Below are 19,870 nucleotides of genomic sequence, written 5' to 3'. Positions count from 1 at the left end.
CGGCTGGCTTCATTTTACCAACTCCTCGGAGGTTGTGCAGTCTTGGCGAAAAACTGTGCACTTTATGTGTCGAAAAACTGTGCAGTTCTATTGGCTGAAAAGTGTGTACTTTATCTTACCATTTACAATCCTTTTGAGAAAGCGGTGTTTAAACATTGGTTCCTAAAAACATTAGTAATGCCTGAAGAAATTTGCCTGATTCTTTCAGAAACCAATTTGGAGAGTGATTATCTCTGGGATCATGCCTTTCATACGGTGCTGCAACAGTCACTACAAACTATCTTTTTCGATCTTATGCAGGCTTTAAATATGGATGAATAACATGAGTTTTCTTCCTTTCGAAATAGCTGAAAAAGACCCCCTATAAATATGGGAAGCATCTGGTGCGTCAGAAAAAAAGGGGGGCTTTCCTATAAGAAAGAGTACCAACAAGAACCCCCGCAATGAAACAGAACCGCCTGATTAGAATCAGCCGATAGATATAATTGTTTCGTCTCGACTCGCCTCACAATGTCGACTCGTCTGCGCCGACCAGAGGCGCATGCGGGAGCACATGTTCGCGGGGCTCCATGATGCACCTGCTCCTCTGGACACCTGCAACGCATGGCCTGCTATATGATATTTGCTTTTTTAAAACACTTGACTAACATAACTTCAGTTTGCGATTCCGAAAGAAAAGGATGATCCTGACGAAGAGCTCCTTAGAGAGTCGAGTCAGAGAACATCCTGCATGGTTTCGGAAGGGGCATCGTTTTCTTTTGGAGCGCAAAAGCATTAAAAGTGTATCGAGGAAAAATCCAAATAAAAAGGCCGGCCTTTCCTGAAATGGTAAATAGTTGGAAGACACAAAAACCGAATTAAACCACCTGTTTCATTTTAAATTGGACAGGTGGTTTTCTGTTTTATTTTTTATAAAAAAATCTTTCATAATTGAAATCTATCCTATAAGGGCATAAAAATGTGAAAGGTTTTAAGAGATTTTTAAAATATTTTCATGTTGAGCTGAAGAAAGAAAGGTGATAGTTTAGTTATAGAAAAGGTGACAAGGAGGCCAAAATGATGGAAATGATGAGGGCAGTGGCAGTACTTGCAGCAAATGATGTTCGAGTGGTTGATGATGTCCCCAAACCTGTGCCTGGCGAGTATGAGGCATTGGTTCGCGTACACGCCTGCGGTATTTGCAGTGGAACAGATTCGCAGATTATTGCAGGCACGTTGGAAACCGGATTTGGAGGATACCCCACTGTGTTGGGACACGAGGGTGCGGGTGAAGTGATTGCACTGGGCAGTAAAGTGCGTAACATTCGGATTGGTGAGCGCTTTATTCATCCCAATCTTTACCCGGATGCAGGAAATGGATATACGAAAACACATGGCAGTATGGCGCAATTTGGCTTGGTGTGTGATCGTGATGCGATGCGGGAGGATGGGTTTGCAGAAGAACACATTCCTTTCCCTAAGCAGCATAAATTTCCGAACAGTATCAGTTATATCGATGCAGGAGTCTTGCTTTCTCTCGCTGAGTGTCACAGCGCTGCAAAGAATTTCGGAGCAGGATCGGGCATGGAGATTTTGGTATACGGTGCAGGGCCAATGGGAATTGCATTGGCGATGTTCTGCAAGCTGCGAGGTGCGAAGACAGTCGTACAAATTGATAGTGTATCTGCACGCTTGGAACAAGCAAAGGCAGTAGCCAAGGTGGATGAAACGATTAACTTTGCTGAAGAAAATGTATCAGAGGTGCTTAATAATCGTAAGTTTGATTTGGTTATGGATGCAGTTGGGTTCACCAGCATTCTATATGAGGGCAGTGGATATCTCAAACCCGGAGGAAAAGTATGTTCGCTGGGTGTATTGAAAAAGGATGACCGGTTGATTGACACATCACGCCTGCAATGCAATACTTCTCTGCACATGCTTAACTTCCCGTATGGTGAATATAGAATTATGGATGATACAATCGCGATGATTGAGAGCGGCAAGGTGAATCCAAAGGATTTCTATTCCCATGTGCTCCCATATGATCAACTTGAGGAAGCGTTTCAATTAGTGCGCGAAAAAAAGGCGCTTAAGGTTATATTAACATTCGATAATTAACTTCTTTCTTCCCCCCTCTTTTAAATTCAGCCACTGATTGACAAGTCAGTGGCTGAATTTGTTGAAAGACAAACAGGGAGACACATTCCCTAGCAGGAGAGGTTATAGAAAAATGAAAGATTATTATAAGATTTTTGATTCAGTAAAATAAAAGATTGCGTTAAGATACAAACAACAGCTGATAAGGCAATAACCAAGTCAAGAGTAAAGGAGAATCACGATGAAAAGAGAACTGGGTTGGATGCTGTGTGGCACAATGCTTATTAATCTTTTGTCAGGCTGCGGCGGAGGCTCGGATGCGGCAGGTGGAGAAAGCGCAACTTCTGGAACGGAGGGTGCAATTAAAATTGGATACTTTGGACCACTCACTGGTGGTACGGCGCAGGCCGGACAGGCAGCTCTGAATGGTGTGCAGATTGCAGTGAATGAACTGAATGAAAGCGGAGGTATCCTTGGTCGCCAGGTTGAAATTGTTTCGTATGATGACAAGTCATCACCGGAGGAGGCTGTTAAGGCGGCAACCAAACTGGTGCAGGTGAATAAGGTTAACGCGATTTTTGGCAGTTTACATAGTGCGAATGTGCAGGCAGCAGGGCCTGTAATTGAGGAGTCGCAGACGTTGTGTGTTGCAGGCGGTACTTCTCCAACCTGGTTGGAGCAGGGCTACACCTATTTGTTCCGTTCGATTTCAAATTCCACAGTATCGGCCAAGCAATTGGCGAGATATGCGAATGATCAGGGTTATCACAAAATCGCATTGTTTACCAGCAATGATGAGTATGGAACTTCGGGTGCAGATGGGTTTAAAAGTGCCTGTGCAGACTACAACATCGAATTTGTTGCGAATGAGACAATGACAAACGGCGATCGTGATTTTACGGGTCAGTTCGCTAAAATCACTGCAGCAGTTCCTGATGCAGTGTTCATCTGGTGCCTTGGTGATGACCTGGGTGCGGTGACTAAGCAGATGCGTCAATCTGGCTTTAGTGGCCCCATTCTGGGTTCGGAAAGTTATACATTACCTGAGATTCTGCAAAATGCAGGAGATGCGGCAAATGGCGTATGTTTTGCAGCACAATATCTGGTCTATGAGAATCCGGAGGATGCGGAAGACCAAAATATGAAGACATTCCTTGAGGCATACCTAGAGGAATTCGGCGCAGCCCCGGCATCCGACAACGCTTTCCGCGCGTATGACGGTGTTAAAATGATTGCAGAGGCAATGGAGACCTCTGGTGTGGATCACGGCGCTGAACTGCGTGAAGCATACAACAATATTGATGGTTATGTCGGTTTGGCAGGTACCTTCTCCTATAAAGGCAAGAATGGCGAGGGTATTGATTCAATGCGCATTTTTGAAATTAAGGATGGAAAATACATCGAGGCTGAGTAAGAAGGCAGAAGCAGCCGGTCCGCCAATTTGGACCGGCTGCTTTCAATCAGGAAAGGGGAAGTGCTATGCTTTTGCAGTTGCTGATTGGCGGTATCGCCGTGGGCTGCATCTATGCGTTGATCGGCCTTGGCTATAGCTTGATTTACAGCGCATCTGGTTTAATGAGTTTTGTGCAAGGTGAAATTTTCATGCTTGGCGCTTATGTGGCTTTCACAATATATGTCGGTCTTGGCGTGCCATTTCTGTTGGCGGTGCTGATTGCTATTGGCATCATGTTCGCCGTTGGTATGTTACTGGAACGCAGTATGATTAGTCCGCTTCTGCGGCGTGGCAGTCAACAGATTCATATTGTATTGGCTACGATTGGGCTATCTATTTTTTTGAAAAATCTTGCAATGATTGTATGGGGATCGGATGTGAAGAACTTCCCATCGTCGTTCGGGGAAAGCCCAATTAAAATGGGTGGAGTATCTATTTCACCACAACAAATTGCAATCATGGTGGTTACACTTGCATGTATGGTATTGCTGCATTTCTTTATGAGCAGAACCAAACTCGGTACCAGCCTGCGGGCGGCGGCACAGGATCCGATGGCAGCTGGCGTAGTGGGTATTAATGTTCCGCTTACCGTAGGAATGGCATGGGCTCTTGCGGCGGTATTATCGGCGATAGCGGGTATTCTGCTTGCTCCGATTTATGGCGTATATCCTAAGATGGGAGCTATCCTATCAACAAAGGGATTTGCTGCGGCTGTCCTTGGTGGATACGGTAATATGTATGGTGCAATCATCGGCGGCCTGATTTTCGGTGTGGTCGAAACAATGGCTGCAGGCTACCTTTCGTCTTCGTTTAAGGACATTATATCGTTTGGTGTGCTGATTTTTGTGCTTTTTGTGATGCCCCACGGTATCCTTAAAGTCAAGGCGGATTAAGGGGGAGGGAACTATATGAATAAGATAATAAAAACCCTGTCCACAACCAAGGTACAGCGTTTGATTGCGTTTGTGATGATTGCGCTTGTTGTCGTATATCCGGTTTTATTCCGTGAATCCACATACGTGCACTTAATCCTCTGCACGCTTGGAATCTATATCATTGTGAATACCGGCTTTGATATTTTATTCGGATACTCAGGTCAGATTTCACTAGGGCAGGCTGGATTCTATGCGATTGGTGCATATTTCAGTGCTATATTAAGCAAAGCCGGGTTGCCTGTCATCTGTTCCATGATTATTGCTGCTGCGATTGCAGCGGTTGTGGGATATGTCCTCGCGATTCCGTGTTCCAAACTAGTGCATCATTTTCTAGCTATCGTTACGATAGGGTTTGGTGAAATAGTCCGGTTACTGGCATTGAATGGCCCAACACAGCTGACGGGCGGTGCGAACGGTATTGGCGGCATTCCGGTGGTGAACCTGTTCGGTTTTGAACTGACCAGTAAGGCTTCGTATTTATACTTTGTACTTGCATTGGTACTTCTGTTCTTAATTATAAAAAACCGAATCGTTGATTCGCGAGTCGGACGTGCAATGCAGGCTATTAAGTGCAATCCGGATGCGAGTGAGGCATTTGGTATGAAACTCTCATGCTATAAGTCGATGGCATTCACGATTGCGGCGTTCTATGCGGGTGTGGGTGGCGCGCTGTATGCGCATCTTGTAAGGTTTGTCAGTCCGGAGTCGTTCTCTGCCGATCAGTCCAGTATGTTTCTTGTTATGATTCTCGTGGGTGGCATGGGAACATTCTATGGACCCATTATTGGATCTTTGCTGATTATTATTGTAACAGAGTTTCTGCAGAAATTTGGTACATATCAAATGCTGATTTACGGTGCATTGATTATCTTTGTGCTATTCTTTATGCCGAATGGCATTGCCGGTACATTGAGAAACCGATATTATCATTTGTTAAATAAATTACCGGGGCGAACCGGAAGGAAGCAACAGGAGGCGAAATGACATGGAGTTACTAAAGGTGGAGAATGTCACCATGCAATTTGGCGGCCTCAAGGCAATCAACGAGCTGAATATGAGCATTGAAAAGGGAGAAATTCATGGCTTGCTTGGTCCAAACGGATCGGGAAAAACAACCTGCTTCAATGTTATTTCAGGTGTATATCAGCCAACGCTCGGTAATGTATGTTTAGAAGGTCGAAAAATCAACGGACACGAGCGGTATGAGATTAATCAGTTCGGTATTGCACGTACATTTCAGCATATAAGTCTGTTTCCTACGATGAATGTTTTGGAAAACGTGATTATTGGACAGCATTGCCGCACCCAGTCGGGATTGGCTTCGGCAATATTAAGAACAAAGGCCGAACGGGATGAAGAGCAGTTGATGATAGAGCGTGCCTATGAACTGCTTGATTTTGTCGGCTTGACAAGTCGTGCCGGAGAGTTGGCCTGCAACCTGCCGTATGGGGAACAACGGTTGCTTGAAATTGTGCGTGGCTTAGCAAGTAAGCCGAAACTGATGATGCTAGATGAGGCATCAGCCGGTATGAATTCGGTTGAAAAAGATAATCTGATTCGTATTATTCGTGCCATTAGTGAGCAGGGCATTACAATCTTGATGATTGAGCATGACATGAAGCTAGCAATGGGGTTATCGGATCAGATTACTGTGCTGGATCATGGCGCCAAGATTGCAGAGGGGCTGCCATGCGATATCCAGAAAAATGAGCAGGTGATTGAGGCCTATTTGGGAAAAGGGGGTGTCGCTCGTGCAAAGCACGCTGACCGTAAAGAATCTTGAACATAAGTATGGCGCAATTCAGTCACTTAAAGGAGTAGGCCTTGAAGTAAACGCAAATGAGGTGGTGGCGTTGATTGGTGCGAATGGCGCAGGGAAAACTACGTTGCTGCGCTGTATTTCAGGAATCCTAAAACCATGTGGCGGCAGTATTGATTTTTATGGGCAGAGCATCTATGGACTGTCGGCTCATAAGGTGGCAAAGCGGGGCATTGCACAGGTGCTCGAATCACGCCATGTGTTTCCGAAGCTGACGGTTATGGAGAACATTCAAATGGGTGCATTCCTTCGTAGGGATAAACAGAATATTCAAGGAGAGGTTGAGTCGCTCTTTGAAATTTTTCCGCGGTTGAAGGAACGGGTATGGCAGACAGCTGGGACGTTGTCAGGCGGTGAACAGCAGATGCTTGTCATGGTTCGAGCAATGATTTCAAATCCAAAACTACTCATTTTGGACGAACCGTCCCTGGGGCTTGCTCCTATCTTTATCGATGAGATTTTCAAAATCATTCCACGGTTGCAGCAGATGGGTTCAACCATTTTATTGGTAGAACAAAATGCAAGTATGGCGTTGGCAGTGGCAGACCGCGGTTATGTGATGGAAACAGGAGAGATTACGTTGACCGATACGGGAGAAAAACTGCTTGAGAACGATAAGGTACGTAAAATGTACCTGGGTGAAGATTAGATAGATTCATTATTTGGCACAGACCGAACCGCGTATTTGCGGGTCGGTCTTGTGTCGTTTTGGAAGGAGCAGGGCAATGCGGAGGCTTCGAAATGTTTTTCATCAATCATTAGGCAGACGTCTGCTGGCATACTTTACGCTGCTGATGATGATTCCGTTAGCGGTGGCTGGTGGGATGATTTATTGGGAATCTGATAAGCGCATGAGCGGCAGTGCGCTGCGCCTTTCCTCTCAAATCGTAAACAATCTCTCGCTTGATTTTGACCAGCTCATCAGCGATGTGGATAAGCTGTCTGAACAGATTGTTGATGATTCGGCGATTCAGCAGCGGCTGAGCGGCAACCTGACGGATCAGACCGAGCGGGAGAGCATCCAAACGGCACTGGGTATGCAGCTGAAACGGCTTGGTACGTATTATGAAGCAGTAAGCGGTGTTTATCTGGTGCTGGATAATGGTATGGTGGCCAAATCTCGCTACTATTCAGTGCGGGAAAAGTTGGGAATGTCTGCGGAACTGTATCAGCTGGCGCGGAATCATGCGGCTATGCAATGGGTGTGCTGCCCAAATGGATCGATGCTTGTTAATAACATGGGCGACGCAGTGTTAAGCGCAGTGACATCCTTAACGAATGCGAAAAGCGGACAGCCCTGCGGTGTGGTAGTAATTGAGGTTAAGCTGTCAGAAATCAAACGCATGATGTGCACGGATTTGGGTGAAAACAGCAATGTGTTTCTGATTGGGCGAGATGGAACCCTGCTGTCCTCGATGCGAAATGATGAGCGGCAGGCAGAACTTGTGACTGATTTAATGCGTAGCGAGGCGATTGGTAATGAGCTGGAGGTGCGGGAGAAAAAGGATTATTTTCTTTTATATAGCCGATTGCCGTCAAGCGGGTGGACGATTTGCGGCCTGGTTCACAAGGATTTTTTGCGCGAGGACAGCAGAAGCATCCTGCAAACCGTGCTGTGGATTGGCTTATTGGCATCGCTCATCAATGTTGTAGTATCGAGAGGTCTGTGTAACTATGAATTACGGCCGATTACAGCAATGATGAAATATGTAAAAACAGTTGAAACCGGAGAATTTACGGCAGAACTTTCTGTTGTTCGTAAAGATGAAATAGGCGCGCTGGCCAACAGTATACGAAACATGACAGCCCATATCAGCGAACTGCTTAAAACCGTGCAGCACGAGCAGGCTCGACTGCGTTGGGCAGAGTATAAAGCGCTGCAGGCTCAAATCAACCCACATTTTTTATACAATACGCTCGATTCGCTTCATTGGCTGATTTGGGATGGCGATAACGATAAAGCAGGCGAGATGGTGACGGCATTGACCAGCTTTTTCCGCATCGGTTTAAGCCAAGGGAGTGATTTGATTTTAGTTGAAAATGAGGTGAAGCATGTTGACAGCTATTTGGCAATTCAAAAAATTAGATACAACAAAATTTTTACGTATTCCATTTACATAGATGATTGCGTTCGCGGCTACATGACGCCTAAGCTGTTGTTGCAGCCGATTGTTGAAAATGCACTATACCATGGGATTAAACCTGCTGGGCATAAGTGCCATTTATTTGTGAATGTGTTGGAAGTTGAGGATGATTTGCTGATGGAAGTGCGAGATGACGGAGCAGGTATGTCACCAGAGCAGCTGCAGTCCTTACGGGATTCTCTTGAGTGCAGCAACCGCACGGGTACGGAGGGGTATGGCATGCGCAATGTGTGTGACCGTATCCGCATTTTAGTTGGTAAGGAGTATGAAATACAGGTAATGAGCGAGCAGGGGATGGGCACCTCGGTTCGATTGAGGATTCCGAAAACGCTGGGAGGGTTAACGGATGTATCGGGTAATATTAGCGGATGATGAAGAAATTATACGGGAAGGTGTGGCTCGTGCAGTTGGCTGGGAGGCGTTGGGTTTGCTGCTCGTCGCTGTTGCGCAAGATGGGGAAGACGCCCTTGCACAGGCAAAAGACCTGAGGCCTGATATCATCATTACCGATATACGAATGCCGCGCATGGATGGATTGGATTTGATTCGTGCGTTGCGTGAGCAGCAGCCAAACTGCAAGATTGTAATTTTGACTGGCCATAGTGAGTTTGATTACGCACGGACGGCACTGCAGCTTGAAGTAAGTGACTATTTACTCAAACCGGTTGAATTGATGCCGCTTTGCCGGGTGTTAATACGTTTGAGGCGGGAACTGGATACCCAGCATAGTGAACAAAGTGAAATCCAGTTACTGCATCAGCAGGCGCAGACGGATGGCAGGTTAAAACAGCAAAGGTTATTCCGGCGCTACTTGGCAGGACAGGAAAGTGCAGAGGAGCTGGTTGCTAGTATTGCACCTCGTTGGAGAAACACAATGCTTTGTGCAGGTGTTCTCGTTCAGATAGACGACTTTGATCGTCTGACGGAGGAGATGGATGAAGAAACAATATTCACATTTACTCAAAGACTTGAAACCTTGCTGATTTCACACAGCAATGAGGAGATACAAATTATCGAAAATGATAACGGTCGATACTTCGTTTTATTTATTGGAGAATCGGAGGATGAGTTGCGATTTCAAATCCGCTCCTATATCAGACGGCTGAGGGCGGCGACAATACAAATGAAATATACGACAATCGTGTCCTCTGTTCAGAACGGCGGGATTGCACATTGCCGACAGGCTTATGACGAGGTGCAGCGATGCGTGGATTGCGCGTTTTTGCTCGGTGCGGGACAGGATATTTACGCGAGTGAAACTATGGAAGCAGATTTTCAATCCCCTCTGCCTGCAGGGCTTGATATGCGACGCATTACGCAGGCGCTTGCAGGCTTCCAAAAGCAGAATATTCATCGGGAGCTGACTGAGATAACAGAAAGCATTCGCAAAACCACACACAACTCATATTTATTTACCAGCATGCTCGTGAGCTTTGTTTACGGCGAAGTGATTAAGCTTCTTGATGATGTGCATTGTCCAATCCAGAGTATTATGCCGGAACCGATGACGGCGTACAGCCGGCTGATGGCCTGTCAGTCACTGGATAGTATGATGGGTGAACTGCTGCGGATATTGGATGACATTTGTGATTTTTGGGCAGAGAATGCAGAAGGAAATCAGAATGCGGTGGAACGCGCCATGGTATATATGCAGGAACATTACTCCAACGCCAAGCTGTCACTTGATATGGTGGCGGCAGCAGTAGGCATTTCACCGACTTACCTCAGTGCTCTATTTAAGCAGAACGCCAAAAAACAATCCTTTGTCAGTTATCTGACCGAGATACGGCTCAATCATGCACAATATCTGCTTCGTTCGGGGGATTATCGCTCTTATGAGGTCGCATATATGTGCGGCTATGATAATTCTACATATTTCAGCACGATATTTAAACGTTATGTCGGAATCTCCCCTTCGGACTATCGCAGGGCAGAAACGGAAAATCGTAGAAATATGAAAGGCTCTGATAGAAATGTTGATTCGCATTTATCGGTATCGCTGCTAAAATAAAGACACTTCAAGTGATAGAACATTGTAAAGGAGGATTTGAAAATGGAAAATCGGCTTGCACAATTGGCCGAGTTGCTTTCGGGTGCGTCGTTTATCGACCTGTCTCCTGCGATAGAACATAACATGCCCAAATGGCCGACTCACCCGCAAATTATCGTTGATGCAACAATCACACATGAACACGACGGCTACTATTGCCAAACACTTGTGTTGGGAGAGCACTCTGGCGCCCATGTCGATGCACCGGCACACATTATTCCTGCAATGATGGATTGTACAATCGATACTTATCCGGTAAACATGCTGTTCGGTCCAGCAATTGTTTATGATTTGCAGAAGCTTGACGCAAAACCGGGAGAACGTATCACGGCCGCACAGCTGCTGGCGCTGGAAGAGCAGATGCAGGATCAGGCGGGAGCAGGGGATATTGTTCTTCTGAACTTTGGCTGGCAGCAGTATTGGACGCTTGATAAGACTTGGAAATACTACGCCACAAATGAACCCGGGCTGGATGAGGATGCGGTAAAACTCTTTGCTGACCGTAGAGTCAAAGCAGTAGGCTCAGATACCATTGCCTGCGATACTCCCGTACAGGATGGATATGAGATGAAGTCGTTTGGGCATCAGAATTATTGGCTGCCCCATGAAATATTCATTATGGAAATGCTGCACAATTTGGATCAGCTTCCAACACGGTGCTATTTTGCAGCATTGCCACTCAAGATTAAAAACGGTTCCGGATCTCCAATCCGGCCGACAGCGATTGTGGTATAGTATAAAGGTGAAAAGGGAATGGAGGACAATCAAATGAATAAGAATATGAATAAATTCTGGGCGACTGTTCTGGCGGGTACGATGATGGCTGCGATGCTTACCGGGTGCAGTGGACAAAGTGCAACATCATCCACGGGAACTGGGACAAATGACACGGGTGCGGAAACGAAATTGGATCTGGACTCGATTTACGGCGGTATTTCGACAGAACAGACCTACATTGATATCAATTCACTGCCACAGCCGAAGGCGGATGAAGGCTATACGATTGGACTGGCGATGCTCAATGTGAACACCGGCTTTTTCAAATCACTGGCAGACTCATGCAAGGCAGAGATAGAAGCTATGGGCGGCAAAGCACTGCTGGCGGACTGCGAAAGCGATGCAACCAAGCAGGTTTCCCAGATTGAGAACTTTATTGCGCAGGGTGTAGATGCAATTATTGTAAATCCTGCTGATCCACAGCAAGCGGTTAATATTGCACTCAACAAGGCTTACGATGCAGGTATTCCGGTGGTTTCCGTTGATCTGCCGCCGGACGAAGGAGCACAGTATCTGTCTGCATGCGTGACCGATGCTTATCAGCTTGGTTATCTGGTTGGCGAGGAACTGGCAAAGCAGATGCTTGCGGGCAATGAGGGCGAGGTAGAATACGGCATCATTGGCGGCACGGAGGGTAATTATATTGCGACCAACCGGAATCAGGGTGCACGCGATGCGATTGCAGCTATTGACACGGAAGGACGTTTGAAGGAAGTTTCCTTCCTGTATGCAGGCGACTATTCGGAGCAGTCCGGCATGGAAACGGCAGAAAACATGTTGGTGGCGAATCCAAATCTGAAGTGTATCATCGGCACATGCGACGCACATGTTGTAGGTGCCTATGCAGCCGCTAAGCGACAGGGGCGTGACCAAAGCGTAATCATGGGAGCAGTTGACGGATCAAAGGCTGCAGTTGAGATTATGAAGGCCGGCGGCTCCATTAAGGCGTTGGGTGTAAACAGTCCGGTGGTGGTTGGTGAAGTTGCAGCACGTACTATTGTAAATTTGCTCAATGATTCTGCAAATGTGCCGACATCTAAATTGATGGCGATGCAGCCTGAGCTGCTTACGCCGGAGAATTGCGACGGTTTCGAAGGATTTTAATGATAGACAGGTAGTCTCTTTTGAGCATCCCGCTATATTTGGCGGGGTGCTCAAAATATATAGGGTGATTGCGGAAAGGAGTGATACTATGAAACCAATTTTAGAGCTAAAGCACATAGAAAAACGATTTGGTGCGGTGCATGCATTAAAGGATATTTCCGTTGAAATTCGTGAAGGTGAAATGATTGCGCTGGCCGGAGAAAATGGCGCGGGAAAATCAACATTGATGAAGATTCTTACAGGCGCTTATACAAAGGACAGCGGGGAGGTCTGGTTTCAGGGTGAAAAAAGAGACTATCGGGATACCGTCACGGCGAAAAAACTGGGGATTGCGCAGGTGTATCAGCAAGCAGAATTGGTTCCTGATCTGACAGTGGCCGAGAATATTTTCCTCGGTGAACCGCTGATGAATGGCGTGGTACATTGGAAGACTTTATTTGAACGCGCAGAAGCACTGCTAAAAGAATATGGAATTCCGATTGATGCACGCGTTAAGGTAAAGACCCTCAATGTCGCAAATCAGCAGTTGATAGCAGTGGCAAAGGTGCTGCAGCGCGAGCCGAAACTGTTAATTCTTGATGAGCCGACCGCGGTGCTGTCTGATCAAGAGGTTACGATATTGTTTCACCTAATTGCTGTTCTCAAAAAGAAGGGAACAACGATGATCTACATTTCACATCGGTTGGAGGAACTGTTCCGCCTTTGCGACCGCATTGCAATTATGCGTGATGGAAGTATGATTACCGTGCTAGATAACGTTCACTTAAACAAGGCTGACTTGATTGTACATATGCTGGGCCGACGGGTTGATGCGATGTTTCCGGAAAAATCAAATGATGTACTAGGTGAGGTCGTTCTGGAAGCGAAGGGTGTTACCACTGATAAAGTGGAAGGCATCTCATTTCAGTTGCACAAAGGAGAAATTCTAGGTGTGGCAGGTTTGGTAGGAAGCGGCCGCACAGAAATGGTGCGTGCGCTGTACGGACTGGATAAGCTCAAAAGCGGAAGTGTCGAAATCGGTGGCAGGCCAATTAGACTGCGTTCGCCGGCTGATGCGGTAAAACACGGCATGTTCCTGGCGCCGGAGGATCGCAAGGGTGAGGCGCTGGTTCTGATTCGTTCGATTCGGGAAAATGTAACGTTATCTAATTTCGGCCGTATGGCAAAGGGTGGCTTCATCAATGATCAGCATGAACGGGATTATATTGAAACACTGCGCACAGAACTGCGAATCAAAGCAGATACAATAGAAAGCCCTGTCAACACGCTTTCGGGCGGCAATCAACAAAAAGTAGTGGTGGCTAAGGCGATTTCCGCCCATCCGGATATTCTGATTTTTGATGAACCAACGCAGGGCATTGACGTGGGTGCAAAATCAGAGATATATGCGCTACTGGAAAATTTGCGTAAGGCGGGCATGTCCATTCTTGTCATTTCTTCTGAGATAGAAGAAGTGCAGGGATTATGCAGCCGACTCCTCGTGATGCGTGGCGGCCGTATTGTAGGTGAAGTGAATGAAAACCTTGAAGACAGCGAACATATTCTCAGCCTGATGTATAGGAGTGAAACGGCATGAGTGAAAAAGTATTACAGGCAGATGTGCCTAAGCGAAAGAATGCTGCACTTTCTGGCATGAAAGTGTATTTTAAAGAGCAGGCCATTCCATTGATTGTGCTGCTGATGATGGTTATCATCGCATCGTGCATATCCCCGGTATTTCTATCCGCGCCCAATGTATCCAACCTGGTTGTACAGGTAGCACTGAACATGGTTGTTGCCATGGGTATGTTTGTCGTTATCCTAACAGGCGGCATTGATTTGGGAGTTGGCTCAGTTGTAGCTGTTGCAGGTGTTTTGGTCGCGGGTTTCATGCGGAATATGCCTGTCGGAGTAGCAATCATTGCTACAATGGCAATCTGCACGCTGATTGGTTGCTTTAATGGCTTGATTGTAGCGCGGCTGAGAATCGCGCCGTTTATTGTTACGCTGGGCATGATGAGTTTTGCCCGTGGTGTTGCGTATTGGTATACGCAGGCAATACCGATTTCATGGACTGCCACTTCGGGAGCGGATTTCATGTACTGGCTGGGCTCGGGGACCATAGGTCCGGTGCCGGTCATCTGTTTGGCTTGGTTACTGATGATTGCGGCAACATTTATATTCATGCGCTTTACTGTAATCGGCCGCATCATGTATTCGCTTGGCGGTAATGAAGAAGCGGTAAAACTCAGCGGCATTAGTGTGGCAAAATGGAAGGTGTTTCCGTATGCATTCTCTGCGTTTTGCTGTGCGCTTGGCGGCATTCTGCTGACTGCGCGTCTAGGTGTCGGTGCGCCGACGAGCGGCGATGGACTGGACATGGATGCGATTGCGTCAGTTGTCATCGGCGGCGTTAGCTTCGCCGGCGGATCGGGCAGTGTATCAGGCGTAGTGATTGGTGTGTTTATTCTGGGTATTATCAATAACATTCTTGACCTGATGAATGTGCCAAACTATCCGCAGCTTATGCTGAAGGGTGCCATAATTGTGGTAGCGGTAATCCTGTCTACCATTCGTGATAAGAAGCGTTAAAATGTGGAATGGATTCATGAAAAAGTGAAAGCATTTTGAATTGAGATACGGGAGCGCCTGTTTTATGATAAAAACATAGCAAATAGGCCTGATTGAAAAGGAGAACAGCAAAATGGTATCAGTAAAAAACATGAAGGTGACACTCGATGCGCTACATGCTGCGGGTAAGATTCAGCTGCAGGCTGGACTGAATGAAGATAACTGGAAGCGCATCAGACAGTTGGACGTTTCGGCTGATGATGTCGCCCTGTTAGCGCAGAGCGCAACTGCACTTGGTGTGACACCGGAGTTCGATAAGGTCATTCATACGTTTCAGGTGTCCGAAGGGGTGATTCCTGCAGGGTTTCGTCCAGTGTTTTGTTTCGGTGCAGATGGCAGCGCGCAGATTGATCTTAAACGCGATATTTCTTATGGAGAAAATGGCGTCAAGCGGCCTACTCGCGTGCTGTATTCGGCGGATAGCGCTAACCCCTATGAGGTTGCGCCGGTCAAGAATTTTATTGCCAATTTAACCTGTAATCCGGCAATTATCTACGACAGCTTCATCAATAACCCGAAGGCAAATGTCGGTGGCAAGTTCAAGGATCGTTATGAGGTCATGGAAGAACTTTGCAAAATTCTGGGGCCGGGCACGGATATTAGCGTTGAAGTGGATAATCCCTTCGCTTCTGAAAGCGAGCTTATGGAAGAGATTGCACGCTTTGAGGAAATTTTAACGCCGTATCGTCTGGTTGTTAAGGTGCCGCACACCGGACCGATTGCCAAGGCGGATGCGCCAAGCTTGATAGACGGCAGTTTCCAGAAGGGCTTTGAGGATGGTACGGTTGAGACGAATTTCTATGGACATAATCTCGCCTATCGCTTGTGGGAGAAGGGATACCGCACCAACTTCACCCTGATGTTTGAGCCGCACCAGATTGCGCTGGCCCTGCAGGCAAAACCCTATTTTATTAATACATTTATCAAGCAGCGCTTTAATGTCACAATGTCCTTGCGTAAGATGCTGTCTGATTATGCAGAATCGGGCAACATTACGATTGCTGAAAAGATTCGTGAGTTGATGGCGTCACAGGATATGTTGTCACCCGCTGAAGCGGCCGGCTCGTTGGCAAAGGTAGTTGATAAAGCAAAATGGACGCTGACATACCGAAATGCAGAGAATGAGGAGGGCGCAGACGGCCTTGATGCGACTCGCCACGCCCTGCGTGTGCTGAGAAATTCCAACCTGCCGGACAGCCGGCTGATTATTTGCTCAATGGGCGGTGAACTGATGTATCCGTATATTGATAAGATGCTCATGGAGCCTGAGTTTGAGGATATGATTCATCGAGTTGTTATCACTTCGCCTCCGTCTTATCTGTCACGTTTCACAAGTGCATCGGGTGTGCTGACATATCAACGTACCTTCCTCAATGCAGTTAAATAACGCTAATCATCCAAATTTTAAATACACCTTATTCTTCTCTCCATAGAAGGAAGCCCTGCAGAAATACCTGCAGGGCTTCTTTTCCATCGCAATTGACAGAAGATCAATATGCGTGCGATAATAAAAATGAATGGCGGTGGCTGAATGTTAGAGAAAATAAAGGATGAGTTTTTATACTCGTTGGGTAATCGATTGTTTTTATATTTTACCTTGCTCATGGTAGTGCCACTTGCAGTGGTGGGCGTTTTTGTGTATATAATTTCTGTTCAGCATATCAGTGACATGGCATTGGAATCAAGTACACAGATTATCGAAAAGGTATCCAGCGAAATGGACAGCCTGCTGACTGATATGGTGTATATTTCGAATCTGGTAGATAATGATGAGTTGATTGAACAGGTTGTAGTGGGCGACGCAGCTGAATCGCTTTCTCTAGCAGTGCAAACTACGGAAGAACGATTGCGGGAAATCAATGAGTTCCGTACCGACATTGCGGCAATCTATGTGCGAACCGACGCCGGAATTGAGGCTAAGTCGCGCTATTATCCCTTCAGCGATGAGCCCTTCTTGACCAATGCGGACTATGAACGTATCAAAAACCGAACTTATGCGGAATGGTTTGTTTCTGATAAGGGCTCGCTAATGCTGGCAAATCGGAATACAGGTGTACTTGCAGTAGCAGCAGCATTGACGGATGCGGCAACTGGCCGCCCAAATGGTATAGTAGTTGTGGAGGTGCTTCAAAATACGCTGCACACGATGCTGGATGTGAATATCGGTCAGCAAGGTGCGGTGCTTCTGCTCAATGAACAGAATGAACTGGTCAGCACGCTGCTCGATGCGAAAAGTGAAACCGTGACTGATGCAATCGCAGTATCAGCCCGGACAGCAATCGGTAAACAGCTATGCGTGGTGGATGATAGGCGAGACATGCTATTGTTTCAACGCCTGCCAAGCAGCAGCTGGGTGCTGGCGGGCGTCGTCCCGAAAAGCTTTTTGCGACAAAACGGAAAACTGATTCTGGGCAGTATTCTGGTGACGGCCACCTTGGCGTTGTTATGCAATATTGCGGTGTCCAAACGCTTGAGGGACTATGAATTGCGGCCCATTCGAAGCATGATTGCATATGTTCGCACGGTACAGGAGGGGTGCTTTGGAGAACCAATTACAGTGGTGCGGGATGATGAAATTGGTGAACTGGCAAAGAATATTCAGAGCATGTCCGGACGGATTGGCAGCTTAGTGAATGCGGTAAAGGAAGAACAGGAGCAGCTTCGCATGGCAGAATTTAAGGCGATGCAGGCGCAGATTAACCCGCACTTTCTATACAATACGCTGGATTCCATCGCGTGGCTGTCACGTGATGGCGAAAACCAGCGGGTGGTTGAAATGGTTCAGGCACTGACAACCTTCTTCCGTACGGGTTTGAGCCGAGGACGAGACATTATTACGGTTGGAGAAGAGGTTCGGCATGTGCGCAGCTATCTGACTATTCAGAAAATGCGCTATCATCAGCAGTTTGATTACATGCTTTATCTGGATCCAACGGTCGAATCCTTTTTGGTGCCTAAGCTGATTTTACAACCGCTGGTAGAAAATGCACTGTATCATGGAATAAAAACAAGCACGCACAAGTGTATGTTGTTTGTAAATGTGCTTTCCGTTGAGGATGGCGTGTTGTTTGAAATATTAGATAATGGAATTGGCATGACGGCTGAAAAACTGGAACAGCTGCGTAATACATTGGAGCGCAGAGAAGACGAGCGGGCAGAGAGCTTTGGCTTAATCAATGTATACGACCGAATTCAGACGTTGACACGTGGCCACTTTAACTTCAATATACAAAGCGAACAAGGAATTGGCACATCCATCACCATTCGCATTCATCGCCTTACGGAGGAATAAAAGATGTATCAGGTAGTTGTGGTAGATGATGAACAAATCATCAGGGAGGGACTCTGCAAAGCGATTCCTTGGGAGTCGCTGGGCTTAACGCTTGTAGGTCAGGCTGCAAACGGTGCAGAGGCTTGGGAAGTAATCCGGCAGTGCCGCCCTGAAATCGTTGTGACAGATATTCGCATGCCGTATATGGATGGTATTGAATTAATCCGGAAAATGCGCAGCAATCAGATGGATTCATGTGTAATTATCTTGTCGGGATACAGCGAGTTTGAGTATGCACAGACAGCAGTGAAGCTGGGCGTGTCCGATTATGTGATGAAGCCAATCGACATTCCGTCCATTTGCCGCACGTTGCGTGGGCTGAAGGATGACTTGGATGTGCGGTATCATCATGAAAATGAAGTGGAGGAGATGCGTCGAAGGCTGCAGGAGGATAATCAGGTTGCATTGCACGACAAAATCCTGCGCTATGTACACCGACGAATTAGTTGTGCACAATTTGTGGAGGGCCTGCCGCGGGATTTGGGTGTCAGTGCGTTTTGCCAATGCGCCCTCTTGCAATTGGATCGATTTGATCATGTGACAGGTGCTATGCCTGCAGACGAAATCTTCCGTTTGACGCAGGAGCTGGAGGCTACTATGCTGGAGCAGGCGGAGGAAGCAGGTATGCAAATCATGGAGGAGAGCAATGGACGGTATCTAATCCTATTTTATGGCAGTACAGAGGGAGATGTAGCCTTTGCTGCACGGACTTACATTCGTCGACTTCGCATGTCAATTTCGGGACACGAGTATACCACCGCAGTATCGACCGTTCTTCCGTCGATTGAGAGCTGCGCAGAGACATATCATATGGCGATGCACACGCTGGATCGAGCCTTCCTGATTGGCACCAATCAGGACGTGGAGCCGGAACGAGAAAGGCAGGAATCCACAGGCCTTCCTGACACCTTTGACGTGGGGCGTGTAGTGCGCACCATTGCAACCTTCAATAAAAAGGAAATTCGCAGAGAATTCGACGCAATTGAACAGGATATTCGGCTGACAAGACATAATTCCTTCCTATATACGCGTATGATGGTAAGTTTTGTATATGGTGAGATTATGAAGCTGCTGACGGATATTCATTGCCCAATTCAGGAAATCATGGATGATTCAACAGCAGCCTATAAACGGATTTTGACTTGTCAGACACTCAATGGAATGATGGATCAGCTCTATGCATTCGTAGCGGAAATATGTGATTTTCTCGATGATAGTCGCAATGCAAATAAGAATATTGTCGAGCGGGCAAAGCTGTATATTGACGGCCATTTTTCGGAATCAGAATTGACATTGGATGAGGTGGCCAAGGTGGTAGGCATGTCACCCAACTATTTTAGTGCATTGTTTAAGCAGAGTCAGGGTAAATCGTTTATCGGCTATCTGACCGATATCCGTATTGAACATGCAAAACGGTTATTGACTTCGGGAGATCATCGTTCTTACGAAGTAAGTTACCAGTGCGGGTATGAAAATCCCACCTATTTCAGCACGATTTTCAAAAGGCATGTTGGTGTGTCACCATCAGAATATCGTGTGACCCAAAATGCTTCCGATATTGTGACATAAGA

16 protein-coding genes are annotated in these 19,870 nt (G+C 46.7%); all 16 read left to right on the top strand.

Features of this window, described 5'->3' with window-relative positions; all coding sequences use genetic code 11:
• The coding region (locus QOX26_RS09615; protein WP_283674757.1) for a hypothetical protein at nt 1-321 on the top strand (321 nt) is incomplete at its 5' end.
• Between the two features lie 735 nt (nt 322-1,056).
• Nucleotides 1,057-2,097, top strand: coding sequence for a zinc-dependent alcohol dehydrogenase (locus QOX26_RS09610; protein WP_283674756.1), 1,041 nt, complete (start codon nt 1,057-1,059; stop codon nt 2,095-2,097).
• Between the two features lie 220 nt (nt 2,098-2,317).
• Nucleotides 2,318-3,490, top strand: coding sequence for an ABC transporter substrate-binding protein (locus QOX26_RS09605; RefSeq protein ID WP_283674755.1), 1,173 nt, complete (start codon nt 2,318-2,320; stop codon nt 3,488-3,490).
• A 65-nt stretch (nt 3,491-3,555) separates the two neighbouring features.
• Nucleotides 3,556-4,422 (top strand): branched-chain amino acid ABC transporter permease, encoded by an 867-nt coding sequence (locus QOX26_RS09600; protein WP_283674754.1) that lies wholly within the window; start codon nt 3,556-3,558, stop codon nt 4,420-4,422.
• A 15-nt stretch (nt 4,423-4,437) separates the two neighbouring features.
• On the top strand, nt 4,438-5,448 hold the full coding sequence (locus QOX26_RS09595) for a branched-chain amino acid ABC transporter permease (protein ID WP_283674753.1): 1,011 nt from the start codon (nt 4,438-4,440) through the stop codon (nt 5,446-5,448).
• A 1-nt stretch (nt 5,449) separates the two neighbouring features.
• The gene (locus QOX26_RS09590; protein ID WP_283674752.1) at nt 5,450-6,247 is read left to right on the top strand and encodes an ABC transporter ATP-binding protein; all 798 of its coding nucleotides are present in this window, start codon (nt 5,450-5,452) and stop codon (nt 6,245-6,247) included.
• Nucleotides 6,216-6,932: an ABC transporter ATP-binding protein gene (locus QOX26_RS09585; RefSeq protein WP_283674751.1), complete on the top strand. Its 717-nt coding sequence runs from the start codon at nt 6,216-6,218 to the stop codon at nt 6,930-6,932. Before QOX26_RS09590 ends, QOX26_RS09585 begins: the two co-directional genes overlap by 32 nt.
• A gap of 145 nt (nt 6,933-7,077) precedes the next feature.
• Nucleotides 7,078-8,799 carry a cache domain-containing sensor histidine kinase gene (locus QOX26_RS09580; RefSeq protein ID WP_283674750.1) on the top strand — a complete coding sequence of 574 codons (1,722 nt, stop codon included), beginning with the start codon at nt 7,078-7,080 and terminating at the stop codon, nt 8,797-8,799.
• Nucleotides 8,774-10,438 (top strand): response regulator transcription factor, encoded by a 1,665-nt coding sequence (locus QOX26_RS09575; RefSeq protein ID WP_283674749.1) that lies wholly within the window; start codon nt 8,774-8,776, stop codon nt 10,436-10,438. The genes QOX26_RS09580 and QOX26_RS09575 overlap by 26 nt, the downstream gene beginning before the upstream one ends.
• A gap of 42 nt (nt 10,439-10,480) precedes the next feature.
• Nucleotides 10,481-11,212: a cyclase family protein gene (locus QOX26_RS09570; protein WP_283674748.1), complete on the top strand. Its 732-nt coding sequence runs from the start codon at nt 10,481-10,483 to the stop codon at nt 11,210-11,212.
• Nucleotides 11,213-11,245: 33 nt separating this feature from the next.
• Nucleotides 11,246-12,358: a sugar ABC transporter substrate-binding protein gene (locus tag QOX26_RS09565; RefSeq protein WP_283674747.1), complete on the top strand. Its 1,113-nt coding sequence runs from the start codon at nt 11,246-11,248 to the stop codon at nt 12,356-12,358.
• A gap of 88 nt (nt 12,359-12,446) precedes the next feature.
• Nucleotides 12,447-13,934, top strand: coding sequence for a sugar ABC transporter ATP-binding protein (locus tag QOX26_RS09560; RefSeq protein WP_283674746.1), 1,488 nt, complete (start codon nt 12,447-12,449; stop codon nt 13,932-13,934).
• Entirely contained in the window at nt 13,931-14,929 is a 999-nt protein-coding gene (locus QOX26_RS09555; RefSeq protein WP_283674745.1) for an ABC transporter permease, read from the top strand. The genes QOX26_RS09560 and QOX26_RS09555 overlap by 4 nt, the downstream gene beginning before the upstream one ends.
• Nucleotides 14,930-15,041: 112 nt before the next feature.
• On the top strand, nt 15,042-16,355 hold the full coding sequence (locus QOX26_RS09550) for a transaldolase family protein (RefSeq protein ID WP_283674744.1): 1,314 nt from the start codon (nt 15,042-15,044) through the stop codon (nt 16,353-16,355).
• A 144-nt stretch (nt 16,356-16,499) separates the two neighbouring features.
• The gene (locus QOX26_RS09545) at nt 16,500-18,260 is read left to right on the top strand and encodes a sensor histidine kinase (protein ID WP_283674743.1); all 1,761 of its coding nucleotides are present in this window, start codon (nt 16,500-16,502) and stop codon (nt 18,258-18,260) included.
• 3 nt (nt 18,261-18,263) lie between these two features.
• Nucleotides 18,264-19,868, top strand: coding sequence for a response regulator transcription factor (locus tag QOX26_RS09540; protein WP_283674742.1), 1,605 nt, complete (start codon nt 18,264-18,266; stop codon nt 19,866-19,868).
• Nucleotides 19,869-19,870 lie beyond the last annotated feature (2 nt).

Origin of the sequence: Butyricicoccus sp. Marseille-Q5471 (assembly GCF_951230135.1) — a bacterium.
Classification (GTDB): Bacteria; Bacillota; Clostridia; order Oscillospirales; family Butyricicoccaceae; genus Agathobaculum.
Note: the sequence above shows the minus strand (reverse complement) of the source record. Positions and strands in the feature narration are given on the sequence as shown.

Bases quoted from the DNA above. Each gene is read 5' to 3' on its own strand.
- QOX26_RS09555 (WP_283674745.1), top strand. From the start codon at position 13,931: ATGAGTGAAAAAGTATTACAGGCAGATGTGCCTAAGCGAAAGAATGCT.
- QOX26_RS09570 (WP_283674748.1), top strand. From the start codon at position 10,481: ATGGAAAATCGGCTTGCACAATTGGCCGAGTTGCTTTCGGGTGCGTCG.
- QOX26_RS09560 (WP_283674746.1), top strand. From the start codon at position 12,447: ATGAAACCAATTTTAGAGCTAAAGCACATAGAAAAACGATTTGGTGCG.
- QOX26_RS09600 (WP_283674754.1), top strand. From the start codon at position 3,556: ATGCTTTTGCAGTTGCTGATTGGCGGTATCGCCGTGGGCTGCATCTAT.
- QOX26_RS09545 (WP_283674743.1), top strand. From the start codon at position 16,500: ATGTTAGAGAAAATAAAGGATGAGTTTTTATACTCGTTGGGTAATCGA.
- QOX26_RS09595 (WP_283674753.1), top strand. From the start codon at position 4,438: ATGAATAAGATAATAAAAACCCTGTCCACAACCAAGGTACAGCGTTTG.
- QOX26_RS09540 (WP_283674742.1), top strand. From the start codon at position 18,264: ATGTATCAGGTAGTTGTGGTAGATGATGAACAAATCATCAGGGAGGGA.
- QOX26_RS09565 (WP_283674747.1), top strand. From the start codon at position 11,246: ATGAATAAGAATATGAATAAATTCTGGGCGACTGTTCTGGCGGGTACG.
- QOX26_RS09575 (WP_283674749.1), top strand. From the start codon at position 8,774: ATGTATCGGGTAATATTAGCGGATGATGAAGAAATTATACGGGAAGGT.
- QOX26_RS09605 (WP_283674755.1), top strand. From the start codon at position 2,318: ATGAAAAGAGAACTGGGTTGGATGCTGTGTGGCACAATGCTTATTAAT.
- QOX26_RS09590 (WP_283674752.1), top strand. From the start codon at position 5,450: ATGGAGTTACTAAAGGTGGAGAATGTCACCATGCAATTTGGCGGCCTC.
- QOX26_RS09580 (WP_283674750.1), top strand. From the start codon at position 7,078: ATGATGATTCCGTTAGCGGTGGCTGGTGGGATGATTTATTGGGAATCT.
- QOX26_RS09550 (WP_283674744.1), top strand. From the start codon at position 15,042: ATGGTATCAGTAAAAAACATGAAGGTGACACTCGATGCGCTACATGCT.
- QOX26_RS09610 (WP_283674756.1), top strand. From the start codon at position 1,057: ATGATGGAAATGATGAGGGCAGTGGCAGTACTTGCAGCAAATGATGTT.